Here is a 26,147-nt window from a genome sequence, read left to right as displayed (position 1 = left end):
CCTTTATTGAACATTAATAGAACAAAAGTTCGATGTAAATGTTGGTAATTAAAAACTTCCTTTAAAGGAGTTCCGCCAACAAAATGCAGATTTCCCACGCTAAGCAGTTATTACATAAAAAAGCCGGATCCCCACTCTATGGGGATCCGACTTTACTTATTGTTAGAGTATTATTTTTTCATTTTTGTATATTTCATCGATTCTCTAATCTTGTCGAAGAATAACTAAGGCCTCAATGTGTGTAGCAAGCCATCAAATATTCAACATTCAATAAGTGTCCTTATCTCTGCTCAAGAAGATAAAAGAATGAACTGTATAACCGTTATTTATCCATTTAAGGCCGTCCATTATGACAAGATCTCAATTGATAAGCATTACAATATTTCAATGTACCCTTCTGTTCCATTCACACGAATTCGTTGCCCGTCTTTGATTAGTCTGGTAGCATTTTCAACTCCAACAACTGCAGGTAAGCCATATTCACGCGCTATCACTGCTCCATGGGTCATCAGTCCACCAACTTCGGTGACTAGACCTTTTATGGATACAAACAATGGTGTCCAGCTAGGGTCAGTAAAGGAAGTGACTAATATATCTCCAGCTTCTAGATCAGCATCTTCCATGTTTAAGATGACACGTGCTCGCCCCTCTATCACTCCGGAGGAAACAGGTAGACCTACAATTGCTCCGGCTGGGAGATTTTCTCGTTTGTACTCGCCTGTCATGATTTCACCATCAGACGTGATAACACGTGGTGGAGATAGTTTTTCATATAATGTATACTCGTCTTTTCGTTTGCTTATGATTTGGTAATCCAGTTTATTTGTGCGTACGACTTCGTGAAGTTCTTCAAAAGTGAGATAGTATATATCTTCTTTTTCATGAATAACGCCCACTTTTACGAGTTGTTCGGCTTCTTTCAGTAAAGCCTGCTTATAAACGAAGTAGCGATTAACCATGCCGTATTTTGGATATTCCCGATAACCGATGAAATTCCGGATGATGTCGATCATTCGTTTGGTTTCTTTGGCTTTTTGTTCACCATCCGGTAATTGCTTCAATCGATCTAATAACTCTTGTTCTTTCTTCAAAGCCTCCTGTCGCCCTTGCTCAAATTTCCGATGGCTGGCATTAGGCTCAAAGTTTTTGATATTATTAAGAATCATTGGGACAAGTGTAGTTGGTTTTTCGCTCCACCGAGTTCTTGTAATATCAATTTCTCCGGCACATCGCATTCCGTATTTGTTGAGATAAGCATAGATAGCGTCTTGGATTTTCTGTCCATTTTCAAACTCAACCAGCTCATCCAAAAAGTGATCATTTTTTACATGCTGTAAATAAGCAATTACTTTTGGATAAGGACGTATCACGTCTGCGACGTCTAATAGCGCAAGACCCATTTCTGAAGTAATATTATTAGGTACAGATTGAGAAAGCGTATCTGCTGCGTTTTTTTCGCCTAACCACTCGTTCATTTTTTCGTTAATCCATGATGTAGCATTTATAGCAGCCATAAACACAGCCGAACTTTGTGGGTCAAATAAGATCTTCTTTAATTGCTGGATATCTTCGAGAATAAAATCAAACAAATCCGATCCCGATTTCGTTTGGATGTTTTGTTTTAACTCTTCTATCGATGTTTGACTACGCTTAATCAAATCAGAAACGATTGTTGGATCGTTCTCGAATTGTGCCAGCATATCTGTATTATTACTTCGGTTGGGAATCGTTGCTGTTTTATCATTTGGTATCGACTTAATGAAATCTCGTCGCTCAATTGTGGTCATAAGTACGTCTTTTAAGAGTGGATCGTGTTGTCCCATGCCATTTAATAAAAATTCTCTGCTGTCAGGTGATGCCAGATTATGTGTGACATCAACAAATAACCTTCCACCAGCTTTATGCATGGGTGCAGAAGTCGTCAACAGAAAAAAAGACAATCCCAGTGGTTTTATGGGATCCGTCATCATTTGTTGATGACCAACAGAGATATAGACGTGATTTTCTTGATCACTCGCTTCAGGGATGGGGTATAAAGTTGTGATTGGACGACTCTGGACAATATAAAAAGTATCGTCAACCAAACACCATTCGATATCTTGCGGGCAACCAAAGTGGGCTTCGATCTGTCTCCCGATGCGTGCCAATTGTAAAATTTGTTCATCAGTCAGTGTTTGAGTCTTTTGCTGAGTAGGATCGATCTGCTGTGTTTCTGTTCCTCCTTCTTTTCGTCCATAGATAGCCATTTTTTTGGTTGCTATCATCTTATCGACGATTTGCTCATCCTGTACTTTATAACAATCGGCAGATACCAAGCCAGAGACCAGTGCTTCACCAAGTCCAAAACCTGCATCAATGGATAACACCTTTCTGTTGGAAGTGATTGGATCAGCAGTAAATAAAATCCCCGAAGTCTGTGGGAAAACCATCCTTTGAATGATAACGGATAAATAAACTTGGGTATGGTCGAATCCATTTTGCATGCGGTAGATTACCGCGCGATCCGTAAATAGAGAAGCCCAGCATTTGCTGATATGCAGCAAGATCGCTTCTTTGCCGATAATATTTAAATAGGTATCTTGCTGACCGGCAAAAGAGGCATGTGGTAAATCTTCAGCAGTCGCACTCGAACGTACGGCATAGGCATGTTCCTCACCAAACTGGGAGAGATAGTGAGCAACTGCTTTCACAACATCGGAAGGAATTTCTATTTCCATAATGATTTGTCGAATCTTTCTGCTGATTTTACCAATTTGATCTCGATCCTCAACTTTTAGCATGGCCAATTGATCCAACAACACTTGTAACGTTTCGTTTTGTTCGATGGCTTTTTGATATCCTACTGTTGTGACACAAAATCCTTCTGGTACTTGTAGACCTTGAATTTTTGATAATTCCCCTAAATTTAACCCTTTTCCTCCAACAAGCAAATGCTGTGTTTTTTCAATTTCATGAAAACCAAGAACCAAAGAACTCATTCTACATCTCCCCTTCAAAAATAATAATTGACAAAGAGCTTTCCAGCCTGATATAATAAAAATATAAGATGGATATCTATAACTTTTTATGAAGAAAGCACACGTAGTCTGATTATATCACCGTGTCTATTTTTGTGCAATATAAAAAGAACCTGGGCTATTTCACCAGGTTCTTTTTTAATTTCCAGCTACCATTAGTCACAAAAAAACTCGGAACTTTATTCTGGAGAAAGAACATGAAAAGTATTTACAAGAAAAAATGACCAATAAACAAAGCAACATCCAACTTTTATTCTTGTATTGTTTCCATATTCAAATTGAATTTTTATAGACAATATATCAAAGGTTTTATAACCGAATACAAAAAAGAACCTGCATTTTGCAAACTCCTTTCACGTTGTCAATATATTGTGAATGTTTAATGACAAGGACATGTATGTATAAATATTTCCTATAAAGTTTGCTCTCTCAAGGGAGTCTTGCTCATCCCCTAATGAAAGGGGGTAATGCTATGTCAACATTCCAGGCATTAATGCTAATGTCTTGCATTCGAGTCGTTTATAATCACCCTGTTGACGTATATAAATAAAAAATAGAACTCCCCTGAACCTCAGAACCTAAAGGGATAGGTCTGAAACCACATCGAGCAAGCCCTTTGATGGGCAGTTTTTTGTACAGAGCCGGGGTGTTGGTAGCACCCTGGTTTTTTATGGTAAAAAGAAGGTTCAGAAACTAAGTCAAAAAATAAATGAAGATATCGATACTAACATGCCTATTGAGAGATCCTAGGCATTTTTTGTGCAATAAAGAAAGACCCAGATCAAAAAGTCTAGGGTCATACTGGTTCCTTCTATTCGCTTTGATATTTAGTACGTTTTCATTGTTTTAACTGCGTTTATGACACTCTTAAATGTACACTTCAGGTCACACTTGGGGTCACACTCAGGCCATAAAATGACTTTTACCGGTTTCAAATCATCCATAACAAACTAATCATTGTACAGTAATCTACCCTATTTCTCTTCATTTCATATTTTCACAGCAAATTCAAACATAAAATAACAAAGTACTCCTTGCATTTCCTCCCCCGTCATGCTATATTCATATAGCGATGAGCTGAATTGTGTAAGCCGATGTACATGCCCTTTGCGGCACACACGAATGTGGCGTGTGGTGCATCGCCTCAATACGCAAAGACGTTTGCCTCTTAGGCAAACGTCTTTTTTGTGTTATCCGATTTTTGTTCCGTTTGGTAATGGTTGTTCAGGCTGAAGCAGGACGACATCACCTTGGCCGGGAATGCCGCCGAGGACTAAGACTTCGGATTTAAAACCTGCGATTCGGCGCGGCGGGAAGTTCACGACAGCGATAATTTGTGTGTTGGTCAGTTCTTCCGGGCAATAGCGCTTTGTGATTTGCGCGCTTGATTGTTTAATGCCGATATCTTCTCCAAAATCAATGAACAGTTTAATTGCCGGATTTCTTGCTTCAGGGAATTCTTCCGCTTTGATAATGGTGCCAGTTCTGATTTCCAGTTTTTCAAAATTTTCAATTACAGCCATCATTATATCTCCTTTTTCTTTCTATTTTAAAAGAGACACCTGCTAAATGTTTAGCCAAAAGCTCATATTTTTTTATCCGAATGAAAGGTGTTCCGGTATATTCGGGGTGATACACCTGTACTTTTTACAAACCATCTTGTAAAAGAAGAAAGGTTTTGAAAGCCGAGCGCTTGACTCACGACAGTCAGCGTAACATTTTTCTCAATCAGCATCCGTTTCGCTTCCTCAAGACGGAGGTCAGCTATATAGGCTTGAGGGGACTTACCGGTTTGTTTCTTAAACCAGCTTGAATAGTAAGCTGGGTGATAATGTTCAATTTTCGCCAGCTTTTGTATTGTCAGCGGCTCAGACAAATGGCTATGGATGTATGCGATTGACGCATGAGTATGGGTTTGCAGTTTTTCTTTTATGTATTGAACAAGCAAATGGAGCGTGTGCGCTGAGCGTGTGTTTGCTTCCTCTATTAATAAGTGCCTGATCGAAGACCAAAAAGGATCGATTGCAGCTTCAATCCCTGCGGCTGCATGATGCTCCTCAATTTTCATCGCCTGAAGCGGCACATCCAGCACAAGACATTCATTTCTGCCAATAGAGCGGAACCGATGCTCGCACTCTGGCGGAATATATAAAAATTGATCCGGCTTTAATTTGACCCGCCGATCCTCTGTTTCAAGATCGATATTCCCTTCAAGGGGAAAAAGAAATTGGCTGTACGTGTGCTTATGTGAGGAATAAAGGCGTGTATATGTCCGTTTTTCACAGATAATCTCTTGAAGCGAATTCATCAGCCATCCTCCTTTTTGATCCGGTAATGGTGTTCCGATATAGGCAAGAACCCAATTTTTTCATACAAAGAAACGGCGGCTGAGTTTTCTTTCATCACTTGCAAGTACATATACTTAGCTCCATGGTTCATTGACCATTCAGTCAGAGCCCTGATGACTTGAGTCCCTGCCCCTTTTCCTCTATGTTCCTTTGCTACTACAACGTTGCTGAGTCCGCCATAGCCATCGATAACGGAAGCCGTGCCCACTGCTGTCAGGCTGCCTTGGTCATACATAGTGAAAAAGGTTTTACACGGCTGTATTCGTTTGAAAATGCTTGTATAGCCGCAATGCCGTTCTGGTGAAAATTCTTCTAATCGGATAAAATCATCAATCCATGAAGACGATGGCTGTTGCTCCCACTTATATGTAAATCGGCTGTTGTCAAAAGTACGATCTAAAATATCGCAGCATGATGCTGTCATCTGAAAACATTCATCAATCTTTTCATATCCGCTGTCTGCCAGCGCATCATCCAGTCCTTCCGGAGATGCGTCACTGATTTGAATACAAACGGGCAGGCCTAAACTTTTATAGAAATGCTCGATCTCTTTTTGGTAATCTCCTTCTGGCATGTCCGCCGATGTCCATACGCTGTTCGCCCGTTTGGTTACGCCAAAGTTCGCTCTGAGAAGCCATTTCCCCATTCTTTTTTGAATATAAGACGGCCATGATGCTGCCGCTAATTGCTCAATTTTGTAAATATCATGCATCGCCTCTTGCTCTCCCTTATATCTACTGCATGATATATTATACAATATTCAGAAATATAAGACATACATTATTTAGTTTACATAATACTTTTATTGTTTATTGACAGACCCGATAGAAATAATCGAATTGAAAATGCTAAGCTGTCTGAAATGTCTTCCTTTAATTCAAACGCTTCTTTTCCGATTAAAGTCGCGAATCCGTGCAGCAAGCTTCGCAGCCCTCTTGTGGCATGGATCACAGTCTGTTCGTTTGCATAACCGCTGTCAATTAGCAGTTTCGTGACAAGACGGACAATCTGCTTTGACAGGCTTTCAGCTCTTTCATCTTGAATTTTAAGTAAAGTCGCTTCATAATAACCCGGATTTTCAACTGCAAACCCAACATATGCATCGCCTAAAGATAGCAAAGCGGACTCCCCCTTCTGTTCTTTGACGGAATCAGCCATCGTATCAAAAAGCCTTGTCAAACCGCTAACCGCAAGCTCTGTTCTGATTCCCTGCAGCCCGCTTATGTGATTATACAGAGACGGGGGCCGTACATTCATTTTTTTAGAGAGTGCGGCTAGTGTCACGCCGTTTATTCCTTCCTGATCAGCAATCTCTGCCGCCGCCTCTATAATCATCTTTTGATGTAATCCTGCTCTCGGTGACATGGTCAGACCCCCTTCTTTGCTTTTTGAATTGCTAATTTCATCGACTGTTCTGGTGAAGCAAGGAAATTCCCATGTCCGACCGCGAGACAGCTCGGCGCCTTGTCAACAAGCCATTCCGCGCTTCTTACAGCAGCCTCCTTATTCCAAGTAGCGAAGGCAGGAAAAGGAAATGTCCATCTCATCTGGCCGGAGACGGCTATTCCCCCGCGTAGTTGAAATGCATCCCCAGCTATTACAATTCCGTTTCTTGTGTCCAGAAACGACATGCTTCCCGGGGTATGACCTGGGGTTGAAATCGCAATTAGAGAACCGATTGTTTCGCCACCCGCCAGCAAAACGTCAGGCTTTGTTTTGATATTTTTTGGAATTCCTCCTTTTATAGGCGTCTGCGGTTCATCTTTCCGCAAAGAAACATCACCTTTTAACAAGAATGAATCACGCTCGGATATGACAACCTTTGCATGAGGAAAGGCTTGGGACAGTGCATCCAATGAACCGACATGATCACCGTGCGCATGAGTCAGTAAAATGTGTTGTAGCGGTTTTCCCAGCTGATTCACTGCTTGGATAATCCCTTTATAGCTGTTCGGAAGACCAGTATCAATTAAGGTTACTTCATTTTCTTCCTCTACAAGATAGCAATTGACCGGAAATAATGTGGGATAAAACGTCAGCTGCCGCACAGTTTGATTCTGAATGATTCTCATATGATACTCCTCCTGAATAAAAAACTAATGGTGTTAGTTTTATTATTAACTAATGTCATTAGTTTTTCAAGAGTGTTATACCAAGTTTATGGCGACAAATATTTTAACCTGCGCCCGCTGCGGTGAAAGCGCACTTTGATCATACTGCTCAAAGTCTCCTGAAAAAGTACGCAAATGGCGCTTGTCCCAAGACCAGATTTCCTTCCATGTGTCGAGTACAATGTCTTCAATAGGACCGATTCTTGAAGTAAAAACAGCATAAGCGGAAGCCGGTAAATATATGTCCTCATACGGTTCCGGAAGCATGTCGCTATGCTCGGTAAAAGCGCCGACAGAAAATGTGTAAAACCCATTCTCCTGCTGTTCGTAATGAGAGTATAAAGCGATAATGCTCTGATCCTTTTTATCAGGCGGGAGTAACACGCTCGTATCCTGCTGCCAAAATCGATTCCACAAGAGCGGGATTTGTCTTTTTTCCGTCATTTCCGATGCATTGCTTGTTCTCTGTGACAGCCCTGAAAAGCGCTTTTGTTCTAAATGTGTCATATGTGAATAGCTCATATGATACCTCCTTTTTACCTAGATTATAAAAGAAGAAACCTGACAGCATTGTGTCAGGTTTCATATATTTTTTGCATATGAAAAATCGTATCTTTCACCTTTTCCCGGATATGAAGGGGTTCCAGGACCTCAATATCCTTGCCAAATTGCAGCAAGAAACCGATCAGCCATTGATCCTCAGGCAGAGATATCACCGCTCGGCAGGCTTCATTTTCATCCAATTGAAGGACATCATTTCCAAACCATTCACTTATACGTTGATGCGCACCGGGCTGGACAAGAATGACCAGTTCAGTTAAACGATCCTTTCGATACCAATTCGCATCCCAAGGCAGAGTCTCCAGCTGTATGTCTTTTCTCTTAAATGATTGATGTAATACAGTCAGATCTTTCATCCGGCTTAATTTAAAAAAGCGGAAATCGTTTCTAACCAGACAGTAGGCGTATAAATACCAGCGGCCTGTCTTGCACACCAACGTGTAAGGCTCTGTTTCACGGAGAAGTGTTTCCCCGTTTGCATTTGTATATGTAAATGATATGGTTGACGACCGATCGATTGCATCACTGATGTTTTCTCGAAGCGCCTTTTGGTCCTCTGTTTGTCCCCATGCCGTCATGTCAATAAACCATTTTTCCGTTTCACGCTTAAATGCCTCTGCGGCCTGGTCAGGTATGAGATGTTTTATTTTTTGATAAGCCGCGCTGTGAGAAGCGGGTTCATACATCGATGAGACGCTCTGCAAAGCGGAAGCAATAGCAAATAGCTCCTCTTCTTTCAGCCATTCTCTTTCAAGCCGATACGTTTCCATCACACTGATCCCGCCCCCGGCGCCTTGTGAGGTTACAATCGGAATGCCCGCTCTGCTGATCGTATCAATATCTCGGTAAACCGTTCTGACTGATACTTCAAACAAATCAGCTAGCTCAGCAGCCTGCACTTGTTTTTTGCTGATTAATAACATCACCATCGCTAACATACGTTCCAGTTTCATTTTTTCGCACCTTGTCTCCCGCATTTATTTTCCAATATTATCATAACATTTTATGAGGCTTGGGCATATCTATTATGCAGCCCAAAGGCATCGTGCATATGTTAAGAAAACAGGGGCCTCCCCCCTTCTTTTTTTATGATCATTGTTTTATTTAGACTACTATTTCTAAACGGATAAGCATACACTTCTCAACGGAGGGGATATCACATCATGCATCTTACACTTCAAAGCGTTTATCCTGTCATGATTATCATCTTTTTTCTGTATAAAAAAATCAAACGATCCATCGGATATCAGCCGCTGAAGCCTCGCTGGCTTTTTACTCGTATGATTCTTTTTTCAATGTTTGCATTCGGTCTCACCATCTTCAGCCTCATTCATCCTTTTTTATACGGATATTTCATTATCGGCATTCTCGGCGGATGTCTGCTGGTTTTTTTCGCCAGGAAAAATCTCTCCTTTGAAAAACGCAGAGGAAAAATTTATTTTCGGACTCATATTTGGGTAGAACTTATTCTGCTAACCCTATTTCTATCGAGATTTCTTTATCGTGTAACAGAGCTGTACCTTGCCGCGCCTGATTTACACAGCCTGGGATCTTTCAGCCAGTCTATCGGAACTGATCCTTTCACGATTGGCGTCTGTTTTCTGATCGCCGTCTATTATGTCGGTTTTTCCTCTATTGTCATCAAAATCAGCAGAAACGGGCTGGAACAAAATGGGCACAGTAAAGAAAAAGACATCCTTGCTTAATCGCGACATGCGGCAGCAAGGATGTCTTTTTTAATCGTGTCTTGTATGATGGATCATTTGCTGAAGCACATCTAAAACATGCTCATCCTCGGGAGAATAGTAGATTGATGTTCCTTCTCTGCGCGATTTCACGAGCCGGAGATTTTTTAAAAATCTGAGCTGATGGGATACTGTTGATTGCAGTAAATTCAGTTTCTCAGCGATCCCGTTCACAGCATGTTCACCCTGAGAAAGCAAATAGAGAATTCTGATTCTCGTAGGATCAGAAAGCGCTTTGAAGGTTTGTGCGACTAGAAATAAAGTTTCTTCGTCCAAATCGGTTACCGTTTCATTCGCACGGTCCGTTTCTCGAAATTCAGTCATGTGTCTCACCTTTCTTATTTCATAGTTTTATCTTATAACAAATGACCTTTCATGCAAACCTGTCTCTTCTTGTTCCAATTTAATCTCATAGTTTAAATTTATGTTTCAAATCAGGTTTTCACTTGGTCTGGTATACGTTCTGTGTCATAATGAAAAAGTCATACTGCTGCAAACATTGAGGGTGAAACACAGTGAAGAAAAAGAGAAAAGGCTGTTTCGCTGCTGCGGGTTTTATGATGATTTCTGTCTTTGTCATGGCCTCTTTTTTATTGGTCCTGCTTTTGTTCAACCGCGATTTAATCAAAAAACTTCCGATTGACACGAAAACAATTGTCCTCGAACGTTTAACTGATTATAAACCGCTGGTTGAGGACGAGCTTGAAAACCGGGGACTCTCCAATTACACATCGCTGATACTCGGCATGATGTATCAGGAGTCAAAAGGAAAAGGCAATGATCCGATGCAGTCCTCTGAATCTCTAGGTTTAAAGCGTAATGAGATAACAGACCCTCAACTCAGTATTAAACAAGGCATCAAGCAATTTACCCTCATGTACAAAACCGGTAAAGAAAAAGGTGTGGATTTGGATACGATTATTCAAAGCTACAACATGGGGGCAGGTTATATTGATTTTGTAGCTGAACATGGAGGAACGCATACTGAGGAATTGGCAAAACAATACTCCGAGCAGCAAGTCGAAAAAAATCCCGGGCTCTATACTTGCGGAGGAAATGAAAACAATTTCCGTTATCCGTATTGCTACGGTGATTACACGTACGCGGAAAAAGTAAAAGAAAAAACGAAAACTGTTGAAAAATCTTTACAAGTTGCAACACTTGAAACCATGGAATCAACGGCTCATTAAAGGAGCCTGTCAATTTACTGACAAAGCCCAAAACGAGATTTGGGCTTTTGTTATGTTTACAAACCTCAAAAAAGCCATACAAAGTATGGCTTTTAATAATACGGTGATATCATCAAATATACAATAACGCCTGTAAGGCTGACATACAGCCACAGCGGCATTGTCCATCTGGCAATTTTTTTATGGCGCTCAACCTGCATGCTGAAGCCTCTGATCAGCGTAAACAGCGCAAGCGGCACGATGATTGCAGAAAGGCAGATATGCGTAATTAAAATAAAGAAGTAAATCGGACGCATAATACCTTCTCCGCCATACAGCGTATTCTCCGCAATCGAATGGTATGTGACATAGCAAATCAAAAACAATAATGTTGTCGTAAAAGCAGCTAAAATAAAGCGTTTATGCGCCTTAATGTTTTTTTGTTTAATCATAATCAGTGCCGCCAACAAGAAGATAAACGTAAAGCTGTTGAATATCGCATTCAGCATTGGCAAAATGTGAATATTCGCATGGCTGAACTGATCTAATTTAGGCATAAAAAACAGCACTGCGATTAAACCGTTAATCAGAACTGTCAGTGTAAGGACAATTCCAGTATAATTTTTCGGTTTATTTTCTGTTTGATTCATTTGGTGACCTCTCCTAATTTGTACTGGCTATCCAAATCGTATGCAAATTCAACGGAGATGTCAACGTTTTCGATGGCTTCGTCAGAAATTAGACACACTTCAGAAGGCCGGCGCTTTAAAAGCACCAGCCTTTTGGTTTATGCCTCTTGCATTAAATGGTCAACAACCTTATGTTCATTTTCATTCAGCAAATTCTTTTGGATTTTCGAATGAACGGGTTTGTTCATATGCTGATCAAGGATGTCAGCCGTATCTTTATCACCGGCAATGATCATCCGCTCCCATTTTTTTGCCGCGGCCTTTTGGTCGAGGTTGGTCGCCAGCCGCTTGTACAGTCTCGTTTGATTCTCCGTTACATGATTCTTCATTTGTTCCTCTTCTAATGAAGCTGATGCAGTTTTAGAAGACTGGCTGCTCTCCCATGATTCATTGATTACGTCATATTCATAATGTTCCACCGCTTCAATTTTGCCTAAAACGGTTTCTATAATTTTCACTTCATTTTGCTGCGTTAAAATAAAAGCCGTGCTTGGATACGTTTTGCGCAAATTTTCCAGCTGATCAAGTACAGCTGTCTCTTCCCAGTAAAATTTTGTGTCAACAGGAATTTGAAGCTTGATCGCTTCCCATATACCGCTATTCGAAACAAAAAACACGAGGCTGCGCGGCATGTTTTTTCCTATTCCGTTAAGGTGCTGATAGATTTTGTCCGTGATTGCATTCAGACACTTTTCTTCCTCCGGGTCACTTGCTGCCAGATATTCTTTTAATCTGCCGAACCCTGACTTAAGGGCAATTTTCCATTCTCCCCCTTGCTGCTCTGGGTCCCTCATATCTGTGTTGAGATATAACGAGAGAATTTTGTCCGGGGGTTCCAATTGGACATAACGCAATTTCTTAATCAATGAATCAATCGGCATTCATATTCCTCCTTTTGCAACGGGTTACTTTTCTTTTTCCTCTCTTAAAACCAATCAAACCTTCCTTGCACTAAATTCTAGCAATTATGGATTTATCATTTACAAACGCCTCTTTTATCTACTACAATTGGTTACTGTGTTTCTAACTATTTTTTGAAAGGGGTTTGATTTTGATTACCACTAAGAAAAAAAACCGCCAAGAGCTTGAAGAAGAGCTGAATCATTTAGAATTTCAAATTTATCGCATGCAGGAAAATATAAAGGATCTATCGAAAGATGCCAGAGTGCTTGGTATTGATCAATCGAAAGATGAAGATTGGATGATTGTTTCCTCGATTGATGATGGCCAAACATGCAAAATTATGCTCACAGATTGTGAAACAGCTTATAGAGGGAAAAGCTGCTTTTCACTTGTAGCATCCTATCAGGACGATGCCATTCATATTGGGGATATTAAAGGGCCTCCGAATTACGGCTTCGGTTCTATTTGTATGAAATATTTAAAAGATATTGCCAGAGACTGCAATATCCCGAAAGTTACGGGCGACATAGCCAAACGGGATTGGAATCATGTGGACAGACTCATTCATTTTTATGAAAAGCATCAATTTGAAGTATCCATTGACTACGATACACAATCAGGAAGCATTAAATGGACGGATTTCTAAAAAAGTCTGGAAGAATATGCCGAGTTATGCTGTAATGGTGTAAAACCGTTTAGGAGGACCTGAAGTGTTTGCACCCAAACTGAAACCGGGAGACGAAATTCGAATCGTGTCTCCCGCCACCAGCATGTCCGTATTAACAAATGAAGCAAAGTTGCACGCAAAAACGACATTAGAACGATTGGGTTTTCGGGTGACCATTGCTGAACACGCAGAGGAGTTAAACGAATTCCAGTCATCCTCTATCGAATCAAGAGTAAGTGATCTACACAGCGCCTTTTTTGATCCCGACGTCAAAGCTATTTTAACAACACTCGGCGGATTCAACAGCAATCAGCTGCTCCGTTATCTTGATTACGAGAAAATCAAACAGAATCCAAAAATTCTTTGCGGCTATTCCGATATTACGGCTCTCGCCAATGCCATTTATCAAAAAACCGGTCTCGTTACATATTCAGGCCCCCACTTTTCTACGTTTGCAATGAAAAAAGGATTGGACTATATAAAAGATTATTTTCTGGCTTGCTGCGCTTCGGATGAAGCTTTTGAAATCCTGCCATCACAAGAGTGGAGTGATGACCAATGGTTTTCAGATCAAGAAAACAGGCACTTTCACCCTCATTCCGGTCCTATTGTGATCCAGGATGGCTATGCTGAAGGCACATTGATTGGCGGCAACCTGTGTACACTTAATTTGCTGCAGGGAACGGAGTATTTTCCGGAAACAGAAAATACAATTTTATTGATTGAGGATGATTATATGTCAGACGCAAACATGTTTGACCGCGATTTACAATCGCTCATCCACCTCCCTTCTTTTTCAAATGTAAAGGGGATATTGATCGGCAGGTTCCAAAAAGCATCAAACGTATCTATAGATCACGTAAAAGCCATGATTAGAACAAAAAAAGAATTATCCGGCCTCCCCGTCATCGCAAACATAAATGCCGGACATACCTCTCCAATTGCCACGTTCCCTATAGGGGGAACATGCAGGATTGAAGCTGATTCGGGCAAATCACGAATATGGATCGACAAGCATTAAACAGCTTACTGCACGAGGGCATATGACAAGTGTCATGTATGATGCATGATGTGTGCTACTACAAAGGACTCCTCTCATTAGCGTATACTTAATCGAGACACACAATGAGAGGATACTTACTATGACTGAAAAAACCATTGCTCATAAACAAAAACTGCTGACAAAGCAAGTCGCTGCTTTTGCTCAGCCCGAAACAAAAAACAGTCTGATTCAGCTTTTAAACACGTTTATTCCTTTCTTCGGACTGTGGTTTCTTGCTTATTTCAGCCTCAATGTCTCCTATCTTCTTACTTTAGCATTAACAGTGGTTGCCTCAGGATTTTTGACAAGAATTTTCATTATCTTTCATGACTGCTGCCATCAATCATTTTTCAAACAAAAGCGCTATAACCATATTCTCGGTTTTCTGACAGGTGTTCTGACTTTATTCCCTTACCTTCAATGGCAGCACAGCCATTCGATTCATCACGCGACCAGCAGCAATCTGGATAAACGCGGAACAGGCGACATCTGGCTGTTAACGGTAAACGAATATAAAGCCGCACCTAGACGCACAAAACTTGCATACAGACTTTATAGAAATCCGTTTATCATGTTTATTCTCGGACCAATTTATGTTTTTCTGATCACCAACCGTTTTAACAAAAAAGGCGCAAGACGTAAGGAGCGTGTGAACACGTACCTTACAAACCTGGCAATTGTGTCATTGGCTGCTGTTTGCTGCCTGATCTTTGGCTGGCAATCGTTTTTGCTCGTGCAAGGCCCTATCTTTCTGATCTCAGGTTCAATCGGCGTGTGGCTGTTTTATGTACAGCATACATTTGAAGACTCTTATTTTGAAGCAGATGAAAACTGGAGCTACGTTCAGGCCGCTGTGGAAGGCAGTTCATTTTATAAACTCCCGAAACTGCTTCAATGGCTGACAGGCAATATCGGTTACCACCACGTTCACCATTTGAGCCCAAAGGTGCCGAACTATAAGCTTGAAGTTGCTCATGAACATCACGAACCATTAAAAAACGTACCGACAATCACCTTAAAAACAAGCCTGCAATCACTCGCATTCCGGCTTTGGGATGAAGACAAAAAACAATTTGTATCATTTCGTGATATCAAACAAATATCTTTCCGCCTTCCGCCTGATTCAACAGAAAAACAGAAGCTGCGGAAGAACGCCTGACAATTAGGAGGTCTTCTTATACAACAAGAAGACTTCCTTTTTATTGTTCGGTGGTGCAATCTGGCTTTTACAATGGTAAAGTTACATTTAAGATGAAAAGCTGAAAATGAGGTTATATCATGATCAAAAAGCATTTTACATTTCAAAAACTAAGCGGGATCACGCCTTATATATGGACGATATTTTTCATCCTGCCCTTCTACTTTATATTTAAATCATCTTCTACATTTGTTATTATCGTCGGAATTATTTTGACGCTTTTATTTTTTTCGGTTTATCGATTTGCTTTTGTCTCAAAAGGCTGGGCCATTTATTTGTGGGCGTTTCTGCTAATCGGCATTTCAACCGCCTCCATTACGCTGTTCAGTTATATTTATTTTGCTTTTTTTATTGCGTATTTTATTGGAAACATAAAAGAACGCGTCCCTTTCCACATTTTATATTACGTACATTTAATAAGCGCAGCTGTCGCAGCGAATTTCAGTCTTGTGTTAAAAAAAGAATTCTTTCTGACACAAATTCCTTTTGTAGTCATTACCCTCATCAGTGCAATTTTATTGCCGTTCAGTGTCAGAAGCCGCAAGGAGCGCGAACGGCTGGAAGAAAAACTTGAATTTGCAAATGAACGGATTGCCGATTTGGTAAAATTAGAAGAAAGGCAGCGGATTGCCCGCGATCTCCACGATACACTTGGTCAAAAGCTTTCTCTTATCGGTTTAAAAAGCGACTTGGCGAGAAAATTAATATACAAAGATCCTGAACAAGCAACGCGTGAGCTGAAAAGTGTTCAGCAAACAGCGAGAACTTCTTTAAATGAAGTAAGAAAAATCGTATCCTCAATGAAAGGTATCCGGCTCAAGGATGAAATCATAAACATCAAACAAATTCTCGAAGCAGCTGACATTACATTTATCTACGAAGATGAGAAAATGCCCGAAAATATCTCATTGCTTAATGAAAACATTTTGAGCATGTGCTTAAAGGAAGCTGTCACAAATGTTGTCAAACACAGTCAGGCTAAAACATGCCGAGTTGATATTCAGGAGCTCTGGAAGGAAGTTGTTATTACAGTGTCTGACGATGGAACATTTCAAGGAAGAGACACGTGCTTTTCAAAAGGACATGGCTTACTCGGTATGAGAGAGCGTCTTGAATTTGCAAACGGGAGCCTTCACATCGACACCAAAAACGGAACCAAGCTTACCATGACGATTCCTAATAACTCAAAATAAACAAAAAGGATGGCTTACATGATTAGTATATTTATTGCGGAAGATCAGCAGATGCTGCTGGGCGCTTTAGGATCACTATTGAACTTAGAAGACGATATGAAAGTTGTCGGCAAAGGAACAACCGGACAGGATGCTGTCGAATTTGCAAAAAAACATCAGCCCGATGTATGCATTATGGACATTGAAATGCCCGGAAAGACGGGGCTTGAAGCTGCTGAGGAATTAAAGGATACAGATTGCAAAATTATTATCTTAACCACTTTTGCCCGCCCCGGCTACTTTCAGAGAGCCATTAAAGCCGGCGTTAAAGGCTATTTGTTGAAGGACAGTCCCAGCGAAGAGCTCGCGAGCGCCATCCGAAGCGTCATGAACGGAAAGCGTATCTACGCACCTGAGCTGATGGAGGATATGTATAGCGAGGCCAACCCTCTCACAGATAGAGAAAAAGAAGTGCTCGAACTTGTGGCTGACGGAAAAAACACAAAAGAAATCGCCCAAGAACTCAGCATTAAAAGCGGAACGGTGCGAAATTATATCTCCATGATTCTAGAAAAGCTTGAAGTGAAAAACCGTATAGAAGCCATTACGCGCTCAAAGGAAAAAGGCTGGTTTAAGTAAAAGAGGATCTTGGCATACGTCCAAGATCCTCTTTTGTTCATCTGCTACTCCCCACGCTGAAACAGGAAATATGTTGCCGCTCCAAGAATGAAAATAACACATCAGCCGTTCATTGTTCATTGGCATATCATCCACCTCTTGATGATAGCTGTATAGCTCTATGGCGCGTATAAAACAAATGGTGCGATGACATGGATACAATCCCGAGGGCTTGAACAAAAGTGCGCCCTGATTTGACAATTTCACCTTCACCATCATCTGGCTTGAACATTGGCTTGTATATATTTAATGTAAACAAGGTAACTGTACTGTTTAAAGCCCCACTGAAAGAGCTTAAGATCACCCTGAATAAAATAGCGGCAAAAACACCAGTAAGCGACGCTGGCAATAAGTCGACGATCAGTCGAGGGTATACAGTGCCAGCATTTCTATTCCGAAGCCATACAAATGAAAAGGCAGTCACTCCCGGAACAACTATATAATACACTCCGATCAGTTTAAAAACCTGCTAAAAAAAGCCCCATTCTGTCCTTCAGCTGAATGTTTAGCGCCTAACGCACGCTGAACAAATTGCATGTTCATAAATACAGGTGATTCACTAATAAACCTGTTAAAATCGTCGGCCAGGATACATCTGCCGAATTACGAATATCGATTTTATGTAATGCAGTCAGTCTTGCAATTCCGCTCTCAAAGCTGCCATCTTCGACTGCAAGAACGCCGAGAACCACAATAATAAAATCGTCTAAAATTAAATCAATTCCGTATATCATATCTGCTAAAAGCAGCTGCTATCAGCCCGCAAAAAATGTAGGCAGTCGTTACGCAATAATGAAGGAAATCAGCTAAACCCCATGAACGTGCTGATGCCAAACGTCTCCGTAAAGCGGAAGTAGAGCCTTGAATACAGCATTGTTGCTGGAATGAAACAGCATAACCTATGATCAAATCGCTGCTCCAAAAAATCAGGTATCGCCATGACTCCTGTTTTTAAGTAACGCGGGCGGCGCACTTGCTTCCCAAGACATGCTGTCATAGAGCCCGCGTAGCTTTGCTCATTTAACCCGGCCATCAGCTCAGTTGATAAATTCGTTATAAAAGCGAGCTTTCAATATATAAAACAGTGAGGCTCCTCCCCTAAGAAATAAGGTTAGAGTATGAACGATACAATAATCAAAGCAAAAGCCAGCAACACCTTCTGCAAAGACAGTAGATGACAGGAGCGTTTACCTTCTATTCATCGAAATCAGAAAGAACACAATTTTTCTTTTATCAGCATATTATGTTTTACGTCAAAAAAAGGACACGAGCTTAGAGCTACATGTCCTTTATCTTCATCTATTCTATTAATTTAACACTTTTACACTTACTGTTCTGACGCCCCAATTATGTGCATCACTTTTGTTTGGTACAAATACGTCAATTTTATTTCCTTTTATTGCGCCGCCAGTGTCTGCTGCTGTTGCTTCTCCATAACCTTCAACATAGACTTTAGAACCTAGCGGAATCACGTTTGGATCAACCGCAATAACTTTAGCATTCGGGTTCTTGTTTAAGTCGATGCCTGTTGCTGTAACGCCGGAAATGCCGCCGTCGTTAGCAGAGTAAGCAGTAGCAGTAACAGTTAGTTCTTTTGCCGCTTCTTGTTGATTTGTATTAGATTCAACAGCCTTTTCTTCTGTTTTAACAGAAGTTTCTGCTGCAGCCTTTGTTTCTTGTTTTGGTTGCTGTTGAACAGCTTCTTGTTTAGGTTGCTCTTTTTGCACAGCCTCTTGTTTTGTTTCAGTTTGAGGTGCGCTTGTTTGCGCATTCTCAGTCACTGTGTTTGCTGCTGTTGCCTGACCTTTTACTGAAAGTGCAGATCCAGCATAGATCATGTCAGAGCTTAAGTTATTCCAAACTTTCAGGTTGTTAACTGTCGTACCGAATTTTTGAGCAATCTTAGAAAGCGTATCTCCCGCTTTAATTGTATATTGCCCAGAAGTGGTTGTTTCTTCTGAAGAAATGGTCAGTTTTTCTCCCGCAATGATTGTATCAGAAGTTAACTTGTTCCATTCTTTTAGGTCCTTTAGGTTCACTCCGTTTTTCTGAGAGATCCCCCAGAGCGTATCACCCTTTTGCACCGTGATTTCTTTTGCAGAAGCGTGAGCTCCGAATGCAGTTGTTGAAAGTGCTGCAACTGCTACAAAGGACATAATCGTCTTCTTCATAAGTAAATCCTCCCTTGTTAGCTTTTTATTGGCGGCTAACAGGTGATATCGTAACACATGTAAATGTCAAATCAATAACAAAAAGATATGATTTAGATTACAGTTCCTTTACATGAAGGATTTCTCTCCGTTGGAAAGTCTTACTGAACCCTTGATGTAATAGGCTTTTCAAGTCTTTTAAGTTCGGGTCAAAAAAAAGAAAAGAAAATGTGTTTTTCAATGAAAAAAAGGTTGATTTATGCTTTTTTCGATTCTGTCACCTGTACATAAGCTTGTATTTCTTCTAAAAAAAGCCGGCCATATTTTGCTCTTTTTTGTTCTCCGACTCCTTTTACAGACAAAAGTTCCTCATCATTTACAGGCTGTTTTCCAGACATATCTTTCAGCGTCTGATCAGAAAAAACGACAAAAGGCGGAACGCCCTGCTCTGCTGCAATTTGCTTGCGTAAGGTACGCAGCCGTTCAAACAGCTCATCATTTTCCGTAATGGCTTCTGCTTTTAATGCTTCTTTTCTCGCTACTGATAATTCGCCTCTCAGCACATTTCTCCCTTTTCCGCTTACAAAAAGAGTCGGAAATGTTCCATCTGACATCCTAATAAATTCGTCAGCAATCAGAAATTCAATGAAGTCGCTGATTTCACCAACTGATTGGTGCTTTAATATTCCGTATGTTGAAAGGCTGCTAAAGCCGTTTTCGAGCACTTTTTTATTTTTTGATCCAGCGAGCACCTGGGCAACCATCGTCTTCCCAAAACGTTCATTCATGCGAATGATACACGATAAGACCATCTGCGCTTCTCTCGTCACGTCATGGGCTGTTCTTGTATCTGTGCAGTTTCCGCACTGTCCGCAGGCTTCAGGCTCCTTTTCTCCGAAATACATCAGAATAAATCGCTGCAGACAATCTTCCGTATGGCAGTAGTCAACCATTTGCCGCAGTTTTTTCAAATCCTGCTTTTGCTTCTCTTCATTTTCCGATTGCTCGATTAAAAAGCGTTGCACCATAATATCCTGCGGAGAAAATAAAAGCACACATTCACTGTCGAGGCTATCCCGGCCAGCTCGTCCTGCCTCCTGATAGTAGCTTTCCATATCTTTCGGGATTTGGGCATGAAGAACAAACCTGATATTTGATTTATCGATGCCCATGCCGAAAGCAGATGTGGCAACCATGACCTGCAGCTCATCGTTCAGAAACCTTTCCTGCTGTTCTTTTCTGACCTCGTCCTGTAAGCCCCCATGATACCGCCCTGCGCTGATCTGATTTCGTTTTAATCGCTCATATATCCGATCTGCTTCTTTTCTTGTCGCGGTATAGATAATGCCTGCTTCATGTTTGTTTCTTTTTACATACTCTTCAATAAAACGATCTTTGTTTTCCCCTTTTGCAACTTTTAAAGTCAGATTGTCACGGGAGAAACCGGTATACACCGTGTTTTCTTTTTGAATATGCAGCTGGCTGCATATATCATCATGCACCTCAGGTGTTGCTGTTGCCGTTAATGCGATAATGACGGGTTTGTCATTTAACTCACGAAACAGAATTTCAATGTTTCTGTAGCTTGGCCTGAAATCATGGCCCCATTGAGAAATACAGTGGGCTTCATCTATTGCTACTAAAGGAACGTCAATGCTTTGCAGAATACGAATAAATTCTGTTGACGTTAACCGCTCTGGTGTAATGTAAAAAAGCTTATAAGCTCCTTCTTTCAGCCCGTTCAGCCTTTCATATATCTCTTGATTGGTTTGCGTGCTGTTGATGTAAGCAGCTCTGATTCCCGCTTCTTCAAGAGCATCAACCTGATCCTTCATTAAGGAAATTAACGGTGAAATGACAATAGTTGTTCCTTCAAATATCAGTGCCGGAATTTGATAGCAAATTGACTTCCCCCCGCCCGTCGGCATGATGCAGGCCGTATTTTGTCTCGCTTCTGTCACCGAACGGATGGCTTCCTCCTGCCCTCTGCGCAGCTTTTCATAACCGAAATAATGCGCCAAAAGAGATTGGGCTTTATGCAACATAACGTGTAACCCTCGCTTTTCCTTCAATTTCTCCCATCATATCACAAAAAATAAACCTGCATTTCTTCTCGGATAGAAATTGAATTTTCGATATAAAAATCCTTTTTTAGATAAAATAAAAAGCCATTTCCATAAAGGAAATGGCTTTCGCTACATCTTGCCGTATGCAAGTAAGAAAGTTTTAAACCACCACTCCTCAAAGTGGGTGTTTGCAGAAACGTTCCTGTCGTCCTCTACAATGGAGGCATGACATTCCGGCTTCGATATAAAACTCCCTATTACAGCTTAAAGGTTAAAACTTAATTAACAATACGTACAAAGTAGCTTCTTTTATATAGTACACCATCGGACATATTTTATCAAGGGGTAGATCAATTGTTCAGAAAAACTTTTTTCCGTCCATAAAACTGTTTTTTCGCTAATATATCTAATGATTCGACAAACAAAAAATATATTACAATAAAAAACGACGCTTTTTAACGGCAAGAAGTTATCACTTTCTTCTATATAATATGTACACGCAAAAAAAACTCCTATCTCACGGATAGGAGTCTTCATTCATTAAAATTTAACAGCAAGCTCTTTCGCTTCTTGTAAACCTTTTTCAACAATTTCTTGTGCTTTATCAGGCGCTGCATTATGTCCCTCGATGACAACTGTGTGCAAGTCTTGAACACCCCAGAAACCAAGAACTGTTTTCATGAAGTTTAATGACATTTCTAGTGAAGCCATTGGTCCTTCTGAATAAACGCCGCCGCGCGCGTTAAGAAGTGCAACTTTTTTGCCGCCCATTAAACCAACTGGTCCTTCTTGTGTGTATTTGAATGTAACGCCTGCGCGAGACAGATAATCCACATAAGTATGAAGCACTGCTGGCACTGTAAAGTTCCAAAGCGGGAATGCGAACACCACTTTATCAGCTTTTACAAATTGGTTCAGATATTTGTCAGCTGTAGCAGCTTGTTTTTTCTCTTCCTCAGTCATTTCCATACCTTGACCTGCTTTAAATGTTCCGTTAATCATATCTCTTCCAAGGTAAGGAAGGTTTTCTTTATGAAGATCTAATTCAATCACTTCATCATTAGGGTTGTTTTCTTTATATGCAGCTAGAAATGCTTCGTATAGTTTAACTGAAACACCTTCTTCAGCTGTACGGTCACTTGATTTTACAAATAAAACTGTAGACATTTGTATTCCTCCCGGTAAACTTTTTATATTAACTTACAAATAGTATGTTACTTTCTTTTTTATGCAAAGTCAATCACTTTATTTCGAATATGAGATTTTTTCATAAAAAAAAGCAAGTACACTTCATATCGGTGTACTTGCTTGCCATTTTCAGTTTGAATCCTGCTCACGATCTAAAATCTCATACGTTTGAGAGCTTTTTTGATCAATTGTTTCTTTATTAGATAGATCTTTGACCTGTTCATGAAACTCCCTTTCGAATGACGGAGCATCCGTTTCCAAGTCATCCTCTATATCAGCTTGGGCTTCCACTGTCATTCTTGCGTACGGAACAGCTTCCAATCTTTCGTATGGAATGTCTTGACCTGTTTTTTCACAAATGCCGTACGTTCCGTCTTTTATCTTTTGTAAAGCGTGATTAACTTCCTCCAAAAGCTCCCGGTCTATTTCTTTTACCGTTTGGTCTGTCATGCGGTCTGTTACAAGTGTTCCGTGGTCAGCCATATGGTTATCGACCCCATTAGACAGCTCTCCTACTTCTTCAGTCATTGATTGTGTTTTCTTTTTTTCGCCAGACAATTCTTTTTGCATATCAAGCAATTTATGGTAGAGATGCTGAGTTTGTTCTTTAGTCAGTGCCATGTGTATCCTCTCCTTTTTTTCTCTGTTCCCAGTTTTGAATACTGACAAACCAAAAAAGCGTTTTTATGGCACAAAAAAAAGCCAAACCATTCTTTGGAGACGGCTGGCCTCAGTCAGTTTATTCAGCTGCATAAATACTTTGTCAGCACCGCTTGCACTTCGCTTAAATCGGTATCTTTCGCAAATTCTAATTCAAAGGTTTTGCTTCTTGTCATTAATAAAAGGCCAGTATCGGGATCAAACATTCCCGCTTCTTGAATGGCAAAGCTTTCAATCGTTTTATATGGAAGAAATACACGAACCTTCTTTTTAGAAAACACCTTATTATCAAAGAAAATGATACGTTTGTTTGTAAAGCAAATTTGGTCAACCCGGAGCTTATAAATCGATTCTATTCTTTCCCCTTCAACGAGCAAAGCTTCAAGCTTCTTTGCGTCAGTTGATCTGCTAACAGAAAAAATACCCAATGAAGAACCCCTCTTTCTGCATTTATCTATTTTTCTTATGACGAGATTACATTAAATAAAATAAGTCCTTTATCCCTATATAAGAATACGACATAGAAGACATTTAAACCATTACGAACAGATTACATTTTTCAAATTTTTGATTTGTTTCTTGTCTTTTGAATTGTTGTCATCATGTAGTACGCACCAAAAGAGAAAAAAGTTTCATTTTCCGCAAATATTTTTTGAAAAATGAGTTTTTTAACGTTTCTTTTGTGTATCTGTTTTATTTTCCCTTTTTGAATCAAAGAAGAACCGCAGCTTAGCTGCGGTTCTTTGCATAACCATCCGTATCTTCAATTGTGACATCTTCTGTTTCTTCTTCCATCAGGAATTCAATCGGTGATTATACCTCTTCAAAATATTCTTTATAGTATCCGCCGATTTTATTTGTATTATCGACGACAAACAGAAATTCCTCTGTTTCATTCTTCACTTCATATTCTTTCCCTGGAGTTAATACGCGATTTACAATGTATTTTTTTGCGTTTGTCTGAACACACTTTACCTTTTTAATGGTTTCTTTTTCAAGCCAATTTTTATGTATCATGATGAAATCTCCTTTACTTGTCTATAAGCCTATTGTAGCTTTTTTCTTTTGTAAATTGCAATATCGGTTATTCATTGATTTTGCCTTGTTTTCTAGTATAGAATGTTTGTATACGCTTACTTCCACAGTAACGATCACAGCTAATTCCTGCTCTTCAATCAAGCAATATCCATACTATCACCAAGAATCTCAGAACAGACCATAAAAATGACTGGAGGTTTGTTACGAATGAGTTCTTTAACGATGCAAGTGAGTAAAAGGCTGGAGACATTTTTACAGGGAACAAAGAAGCTTTATATTGATGGAAAGTTTGTTCCGAGTGCCTCAGGGGCAACCTTTGACACGCCCAACCCGGCGACAGGCGAAACCTTAATGACGCTGTATGAAGCCCAGGCAGAGGATGTGGACAAAGCCGTTAAAGCTGCCCGCAAAGCCTTTGATCAAGGCGAGTGGAGAACAATGTCTCCAGCATCGAGAAGCAGACTGATGTATAAGCTGGCAGATTTAATGGAAGAGCATAAAACTGAGCTTGCTCAGCTTGAAACCCTTGATAACGGAAAACCAATAAACGAAACAACAAATGGAGATATCCCGCTGGCTATTGAGCATATGCGCTATTACGCCGGCTGGTGTACAAAAATAACAGGGCAGACAATCCCTGTTTCCGGCTCCTATTTTAATTATACACGCCATGAGCCTGTCGGCGTCGTCGGGCAAATCATCCCGTGGAATTTCCCGCTTCTTATGGCGATGTGGAAAATGGGTGCGGCTCTTGCAACCGGCTGTACCATTGTGCTTAAGCCTGCTGAGCAAACCCCGCTTTCAGCTCTTTATTTGGCTGAGTTAATTGATAAAGCCGGTTTCCCCGACGGTGTCATCAATATCATTCCTGGATTCGGGGAGAATGCGGGAGAAGCACTTACCAACCATGAAGCGGTTGATAAAATTGCCTTTACCGGATCAACAGAAATCGGAAAGAAAATCATGGGCACGGCGGCAAAAAGCATTAAGCGGGTCACCCTGGAACTGGGCGGAAAATCACCTAATATCCTGCTCCCGGATGCGAATTTGAAAAAAGCCATTCCAGGCGCTTTAAACGGTGTCATGTTTAACCAAGGCCAAGTCTGCTGTGCGGGCTCACGCGTCTTTATTCATAAAGACCAGTATGATGAAGTTGTCAATGAGATGGTGTCTTATGCTGAATCACTCCGCCAAGGAGCCGGACTTCATAAAGATACCCAAATCGGCCCGCTCGTGAGCAAGGAGCAGCATGAACGTGTTCTTTCTTATATTCAAAAAGGGAAAGATGAAGGAGCTAAAGCTGTCACTGGCGGAAGCTGCCCTTATGAAGAAGGATACTTTGTCGCGCCGACTGTGTTTGCGAATGTGGAAGACGATATGACCATCGCTAAAGAAGAAATTTTCGGACCAGTCCTGACGGCCATACCATATGAAACAGTGGATGAAGTCATTGAACGAGCTAACCATTCTGAATACGGACTTGCTGCCGGACTATGGACCGAGAATGTAAAACAAGCCCATTATATCGCAGATCGTCTTCAAGCCGGGACTATCTGGGTAAACTGCTATAATGTGTTTGACGCAGCTTCCCCATTCGGCGGTTATAAACAATCCGGACTCGGAAGAGAAATGGGTTCATATGCTCTAGATAACTATACAGAAGTCAAGAGTGTATGGATTAATCTTGAGGACTAAAAGGTTTTTTAAAAAAACTGCTGCCAGTCAGCAGTTTTTTTCTTTCAGTA

Annotated in this window: 27 protein-coding genes, 1 other RNA gene and 1 pseudogene; 9 read left to right on the top strand and 20 right to left on the bottom strand. The window is 40.6% G+C overall.

The features are described 5' to 3' along the window. Window positions 1-374 precede the first annotated feature (374 nt). Window positions 375-2,978: a phosphoenolpyruvate synthase gene (gene ppsA / locus UJ203_RS05115; RefSeq protein ID WP_322008857.1), complete on the bottom strand. Its 2,604-nt coding sequence runs from the start codon at window positions 2,976-2,978 to the stop codon at window positions 375-377. A 511-nt stretch (window positions 2,979-3,489) separates the two neighbouring features. On the opposite strand from ppsA, the pseudogene UJ203_RS05110 reads away from it, so the two are divergent. Beyond that, a pseudogene (locus tag UJ203_RS05110) lies at window positions 3,490-3,574 on the top strand (putative holin-like toxin). A gap of 633 nt (window positions 3,575-4,207) precedes the next feature. Here UJ203_RS05110 and csaA read toward each other — a convergent pair. The 7 genes from csaA to UJ203_RS05075 all read right to left on the bottom strand — a co-directional run bounded on the left by csaA (window position 4,208) and on the right by UJ203_RS05075 (window position 8,990). After that, window positions 4,208-4,540: a chaperone CsaA gene (gene csaA, locus UJ203_RS05105; RefSeq protein WP_322008856.1), complete on the bottom strand. Its 333-nt coding sequence runs from the start codon at window positions 4,538-4,540 to the stop codon at window positions 4,208-4,210. 62 nt (window positions 4,541-4,602) lie between these two features. Further along, window positions 4,603-5,325 carry a helix-turn-helix domain-containing protein gene (locus UJ203_RS05100; RefSeq protein WP_322008854.1) on the bottom strand — a complete coding sequence of 241 codons (723 nt, stop codon included), beginning with the start codon at window positions 5,323-5,325 and terminating at the stop codon, window positions 4,603-4,605. Further along, window positions 5,325-6,077 (bottom strand): GNAT family N-acetyltransferase, encoded by a 753-nt coding sequence (locus UJ203_RS05095; protein ID WP_106021262.1) that lies wholly within the window; start codon window positions 6,075-6,077, stop codon window positions 5,325-5,327. Before UJ203_RS05095 ends, UJ203_RS05100 begins: the two co-directional genes overlap by 1 nt. Before the next feature lie 77 nt (window positions 6,078-6,154). Continuing rightward, window positions 6,155-6,730, bottom strand: a complete 576-nt coding sequence (locus tag UJ203_RS05090) for a TetR/AcrR family transcriptional regulator (protein WP_322008850.1) — start codon at window positions 6,728-6,730, stop codon at window positions 6,155-6,157. A 2-nt stretch (window positions 6,731-6,732) separates the two neighbouring features. Continuing rightward, window positions 6,733-7,437, bottom strand: coding sequence for an MBL fold metallo-hydrolase (locus UJ203_RS05085; protein ID WP_322008848.1), 705 nt, complete (start codon window positions 7,435-7,437; stop codon window positions 6,733-6,735). A 75-nt stretch (window positions 7,438-7,512) separates the two neighbouring features. After that, window positions 7,513-7,998 (bottom strand): GyrI-like domain-containing protein, encoded by a 486-nt coding sequence (locus tag UJ203_RS05080; protein ID WP_322008846.1) that lies wholly within the window; start codon window positions 7,996-7,998, stop codon window positions 7,513-7,515. Between the two features lie 53 nt (window positions 7,999-8,051). Then, window positions 8,052-8,990 (bottom strand): helix-turn-helix transcriptional regulator, encoded by a 939-nt coding sequence (locus UJ203_RS05075; RefSeq protein WP_024121705.1) that lies wholly within the window; start codon window positions 8,988-8,990, stop codon window positions 8,052-8,054. Between the two features lie 210 nt (window positions 8,991-9,200). Between UJ203_RS05075 and csk22 the strand changes: the two genes are divergently transcribed. Next, complete coding sequence (gene csk22 / locus UJ203_RS05070) at window positions 9,201-9,743, top strand: mother cell-specific sporulation protein Csk22 (RefSeq protein WP_322008843.1); 543 nt, start codon at window positions 9,201-9,203, stop codon at window positions 9,741-9,743. Between the two features lie 30 nt (window positions 9,744-9,773). Here csk22 and czrA read toward each other — a convergent pair whose 3' ends face one another. After that, window positions 9,774-10,106, bottom strand: a complete 333-nt coding sequence (gene czrA, locus UJ203_RS05065; RefSeq protein WP_322008841.1) for a Zn(II)-responsive metalloregulatory transcriptional repressor CzrA — start codon at window positions 10,104-10,106, stop codon at window positions 9,774-9,776. Window positions 10,107-10,297: 191 nt separating this feature from the next. Here czrA and UJ203_RS05060 point away from each other — a divergent pair, with 191 nt between their 5' ends. Continuing rightward, the gene (locus tag UJ203_RS05060) at window positions 10,298-10,972 is read left to right on the top strand and encodes a lysozyme family protein (protein WP_024121708.1); all 675 of its coding nucleotides are present in this window, start codon (window positions 10,298-10,300) and stop codon (window positions 10,970-10,972) included. Between the two features lie 92 nt (window positions 10,973-11,064). Here the strand turns inward: UJ203_RS05060 and UJ203_RS05055 are convergent, their stop codons facing one another. Together UJ203_RS05055 and UJ203_RS05050 are read right to left on the bottom strand one after the other, a co-directional pair. Further along, a complete protein-coding gene (locus UJ203_RS05055) occupies window positions 11,065-11,601 on the bottom strand; it encodes a DUF420 domain-containing protein (protein WP_003231280.1) in 537 nt (178 codons plus the stop codon). A gap of 137 nt (window positions 11,602-11,738) precedes the next feature. Next, the gene (locus UJ203_RS05050) at window positions 11,739-12,521 is read right to left on the bottom strand and encodes a VLRF1 family aeRF1-type release factor (protein ID WP_322008838.1); all 783 of its coding nucleotides are present in this window, start codon (window positions 12,519-12,521) and stop codon (window positions 11,739-11,741) included. A gap of 170 nt (window positions 12,522-12,691) precedes the next feature. On the opposite strand from UJ203_RS05050, the gene UJ203_RS05045 reads away from it, so the two are divergent. The 5 genes from UJ203_RS05045 (at window position 12,692) to desR (ending at window position 17,261) form a co-directional block, all read left to right on the top strand. Then, complete coding sequence (locus UJ203_RS05045; RefSeq protein ID WP_105955037.1) at window positions 12,692-13,189, top strand: hypothetical protein; 498 nt, start codon at window positions 12,692-12,694, stop codon at window positions 13,187-13,189. Between the two features lie 64 nt (window positions 13,190-13,253). Beyond that, window positions 13,254-14,231 (top strand): S66 peptidase family protein, encoded by a 978-nt coding sequence (locus tag UJ203_RS05040; RefSeq protein WP_322008834.1) that lies wholly within the window; start codon window positions 13,254-13,256, stop codon window positions 14,229-14,231. 121 nt (window positions 14,232-14,352) lie between these two features. Then, window positions 14,353-15,411 carry a fatty acid desaturase DesE gene (gene desE, locus UJ203_RS05035; RefSeq protein WP_322008832.1) on the top strand — a complete coding sequence of 353 codons (1,059 nt, stop codon included), beginning with the start codon at window positions 14,353-14,355 and terminating at the stop codon, window positions 15,409-15,411. Between the two features lie 119 nt (window positions 15,412-15,530). Continuing rightward, on the top strand, window positions 15,531-16,643 hold the full coding sequence (gene desK / locus UJ203_RS05030) for a two-component sensor histidine kinase DesK (RefSeq protein ID WP_322008830.1): 1,113 nt from the start codon (window positions 15,531-15,533) through the stop codon (window positions 16,641-16,643). A gap of 18 nt (window positions 16,644-16,661) precedes the next feature. Further along, window positions 16,662-17,261, top strand: a complete 600-nt coding sequence (desR, locus tag UJ203_RS05025; RefSeq protein WP_044155563.1) for a two-component system response regulator DesR — start codon at window positions 16,662-16,664, stop codon at window positions 17,259-17,261. A gap of 127 nt (window positions 17,262-17,388) precedes the next feature. On the opposite strand, the gene UJ203_RS05020 is transcribed toward desR, so the two are convergent. From UJ203_RS05020 to UJ203_RS04980, 9 genes are all read right to left on the bottom strand, one after another. Then, complete coding sequence (locus tag UJ203_RS05020; protein ID WP_322008828.1) at window positions 17,389-17,724, bottom strand: sodium:solute symporter family transporter; 336 nt, start codon at window positions 17,722-17,724, stop codon at window positions 17,389-17,391. Between the two features lie 115 nt (window positions 17,725-17,839). After that, window positions 17,840-18,034, bottom strand: a complete 195-nt coding sequence (locus tag UJ203_RS05015) for a hypothetical protein (RefSeq protein WP_322008826.1) — start codon at window positions 18,032-18,034, stop codon at window positions 17,840-17,842. Between the two features lie 573 nt (window positions 18,035-18,607). Continuing rightward, on the bottom strand, window positions 18,608-19,471 hold the full coding sequence (locus UJ203_RS05010) for a LysM peptidoglycan-binding and 3D domain-containing protein (RefSeq protein ID WP_044155560.1): 864 nt from the start codon (window positions 19,469-19,471) through the stop codon (window positions 18,608-18,610). Window positions 19,472-19,707: 236 nt separating this feature from the next. Next, the gene (gene recQ, locus UJ203_RS05005; RefSeq protein WP_322008823.1) at window positions 19,708-21,495 is read right to left on the bottom strand and encodes a DNA helicase RecQ; all 1,788 of its coding nucleotides are present in this window, start codon (window positions 21,493-21,495) and stop codon (window positions 19,708-19,710) included. Window positions 21,496-21,638: 143 nt separating this feature from the next. Continuing rightward, a non-coding RNA gene (gene ssrS / locus UJ203_RS05000) (6S RNA) lies at window positions 21,639-21,825 on the bottom strand. A gap of 231 nt (window positions 21,826-22,056) precedes the next feature. Continuing rightward, window positions 22,057-22,683, bottom strand: coding sequence for an FMN-dependent NADH-azoreductase AzoJ (gene azoJ / locus UJ203_RS04995; protein ID WP_024121718.1), 627 nt, complete (start codon window positions 22,681-22,683; stop codon window positions 22,057-22,059). Between the two features lie 150 nt (window positions 22,684-22,833). After that, the gene (locus tag UJ203_RS04990; protein WP_059293268.1) at window positions 22,834-23,325 is read right to left on the bottom strand and encodes a TraR/DksA family transcriptional regulator; all 492 of its coding nucleotides are present in this window, start codon (window positions 23,323-23,325) and stop codon (window positions 22,834-22,836) included. Between the two features lie 122 nt (window positions 23,326-23,447). Further along, window positions 23,448-23,792: a PH domain-containing protein gene (locus tag UJ203_RS04985; protein ID WP_024121720.1), complete on the bottom strand. Its 345-nt coding sequence runs from the start codon at window positions 23,790-23,792 to the stop codon at window positions 23,448-23,450. A 385-nt stretch (window positions 23,793-24,177) separates the two neighbouring features. Next, window positions 24,178-24,381 (bottom strand): DUF6501 family protein, encoded by a 204-nt coding sequence (locus UJ203_RS04980; RefSeq protein ID WP_024121722.1) that lies wholly within the window; start codon window positions 24,379-24,381, stop codon window positions 24,178-24,180. Between the two features lie 228 nt (window positions 24,382-24,609). On the opposite strand from UJ203_RS04980, the gene dhaS reads away from it, so the two are divergent. Continuing rightward, entirely contained in the window at window positions 24,610-26,097 is a 1,488-nt protein-coding gene (gene dhaS / locus UJ203_RS04975; protein WP_105992065.1) for an aldehyde dehydrogenase DhaS, read from the top strand. Window positions 26,098-26,147: the final 50 nt, after the last annotated feature.

The organism is Bacillus sp. V26 (assembly GCF_034296245.1).
Lineage (GTDB): Bacteria > Bacillota > Bacilli > Bacillales > Bacillaceae > Bacillus > Bacillus halotolerans.
Note: the sequence above shows the minus strand (reverse complement) of the source record. Positions and strands in the feature narration are given on the sequence as shown.

Coding starts and splice junctions, on each gene's coding strand:
- UJ203_RS05090 (WP_322008850.1), bottom strand. CDS start 6,730: ATGTCACCGAGAGCAGGATTACATCAAAAGATGATTATAGAGGCGGCG.
- dhaS (WP_105992065.1), top strand. CDS start 24,610: ATGAGTTCTTTAACGATGCAAGTGAGTAAAAGGCTGGAGACATTTTTA.
- UJ203_RS05100 (WP_322008854.1), bottom strand. CDS start 5,325: ATGAATTCGCTTCAAGAGATTATCTGTGAAAAACGGACATATACACGC.
- desE (WP_322008832.1), top strand. CDS start 14,353: ATGACTGAAAAAACCATTGCTCATAAACAAAAACTGCTGACAAAGCAA.
- ppsA (WP_322008857.1), bottom strand. CDS start 2,978: ATGAGTTCTTTGGTTCTTGGTTTTCATGAAATTGAAAAAACACAGCAT.
- UJ203_RS05050 (WP_322008838.1), bottom strand. CDS start 12,521: ATGCCGATTGATTCATTGATTAAGAAATTGCGTTATGTCCAATTGGAA.
- UJ203_RS05095 (WP_106021262.1), bottom strand. CDS start 6,077: ATGCATGATATTTACAAAATTGAGCAATTAGCGGCAGCATCATGGCCG.
- UJ203_RS05075 (WP_024121705.1), bottom strand. CDS start 8,990: ATGAAACTGGAACGTATGTTAGCGATGGTGATGTTATTAATCAGCAAA.
- UJ203_RS05085 (WP_322008848.1), bottom strand. CDS start 7,437: ATGAGAATCATTCAGAATCAAACTGTGCGGCAGCTGACGTTTTATCCC.
- desK (WP_322008830.1), top strand. CDS start 15,531: ATGATCAAAAAGCATTTTACATTTCAAAAACTAAGCGGGATCACGCCT.
- UJ203_RS05055 (WP_003231280.1), bottom strand. CDS start 11,601: ATGAATCAAACAGAAAATAAACCGAAAAATTATACTGGAATTGTCCTT.
- desR (WP_044155563.1), top strand. CDS start 16,662: ATGATTAGTATATTTATTGCGGAAGATCAGCAGATGCTGCTGGGCGCT.
- csaA (WP_322008856.1), bottom strand. CDS start 4,540: ATGGCTGTAATTGAAAATTTTGAAAAACTGGAAATCAGAACTGGCACC.
- azoJ (WP_024121718.1), bottom strand. CDS start 22,683: ATGTCTACAGTTTTATTTGTAAAATCAAGTGACCGTACAGCTGAAGAA.
- UJ203_RS05080 (WP_322008846.1), bottom strand. CDS start 7,998: ATGAGCTATTCACATATGACACATTTAGAACAAAAGCGCTTTTCAGGG.
- UJ203_RS04980 (WP_024121722.1), bottom strand. CDS start 24,381: ATGATACATAAAAATTGGCTTGAAAAAGAAACCATTAAAAAGGTAAAG.
- UJ203_RS04990 (WP_059293268.1), bottom strand. CDS start 23,325: ATGGCACTGACTAAAGAACAAACTCAGCATCTCTACCATAAATTGCTT.
- UJ203_RS05010 (WP_044155560.1), bottom strand. CDS start 19,471: ATGAAGAAGACGATTATGTCCTTTGTAGCAGTTGCAGCACTTTCAACA.
- UJ203_RS05015 (WP_322008826.1), bottom strand. CDS start 18,034: ATGATATACGGAATTGATTTAATTTTAGACGATTTTATTATTGTGGTT.
- csk22 (WP_322008843.1), top strand. CDS start 9,201: ATGCATCTTACACTTCAAAGCGTTTATCCTGTCATGATTATCATCTTT.
- recQ (WP_322008823.1), bottom strand. CDS start 21,495: ATGTTGCATAAAGCCCAATCTCTTTTGGCGCATTATTTCGGTTATGAA.
- czrA (WP_322008841.1), bottom strand. CDS start 10,106: ATGACTGAATTTCGAGAAACGGACCGTGCGAATGAAACGGTAACCGAT.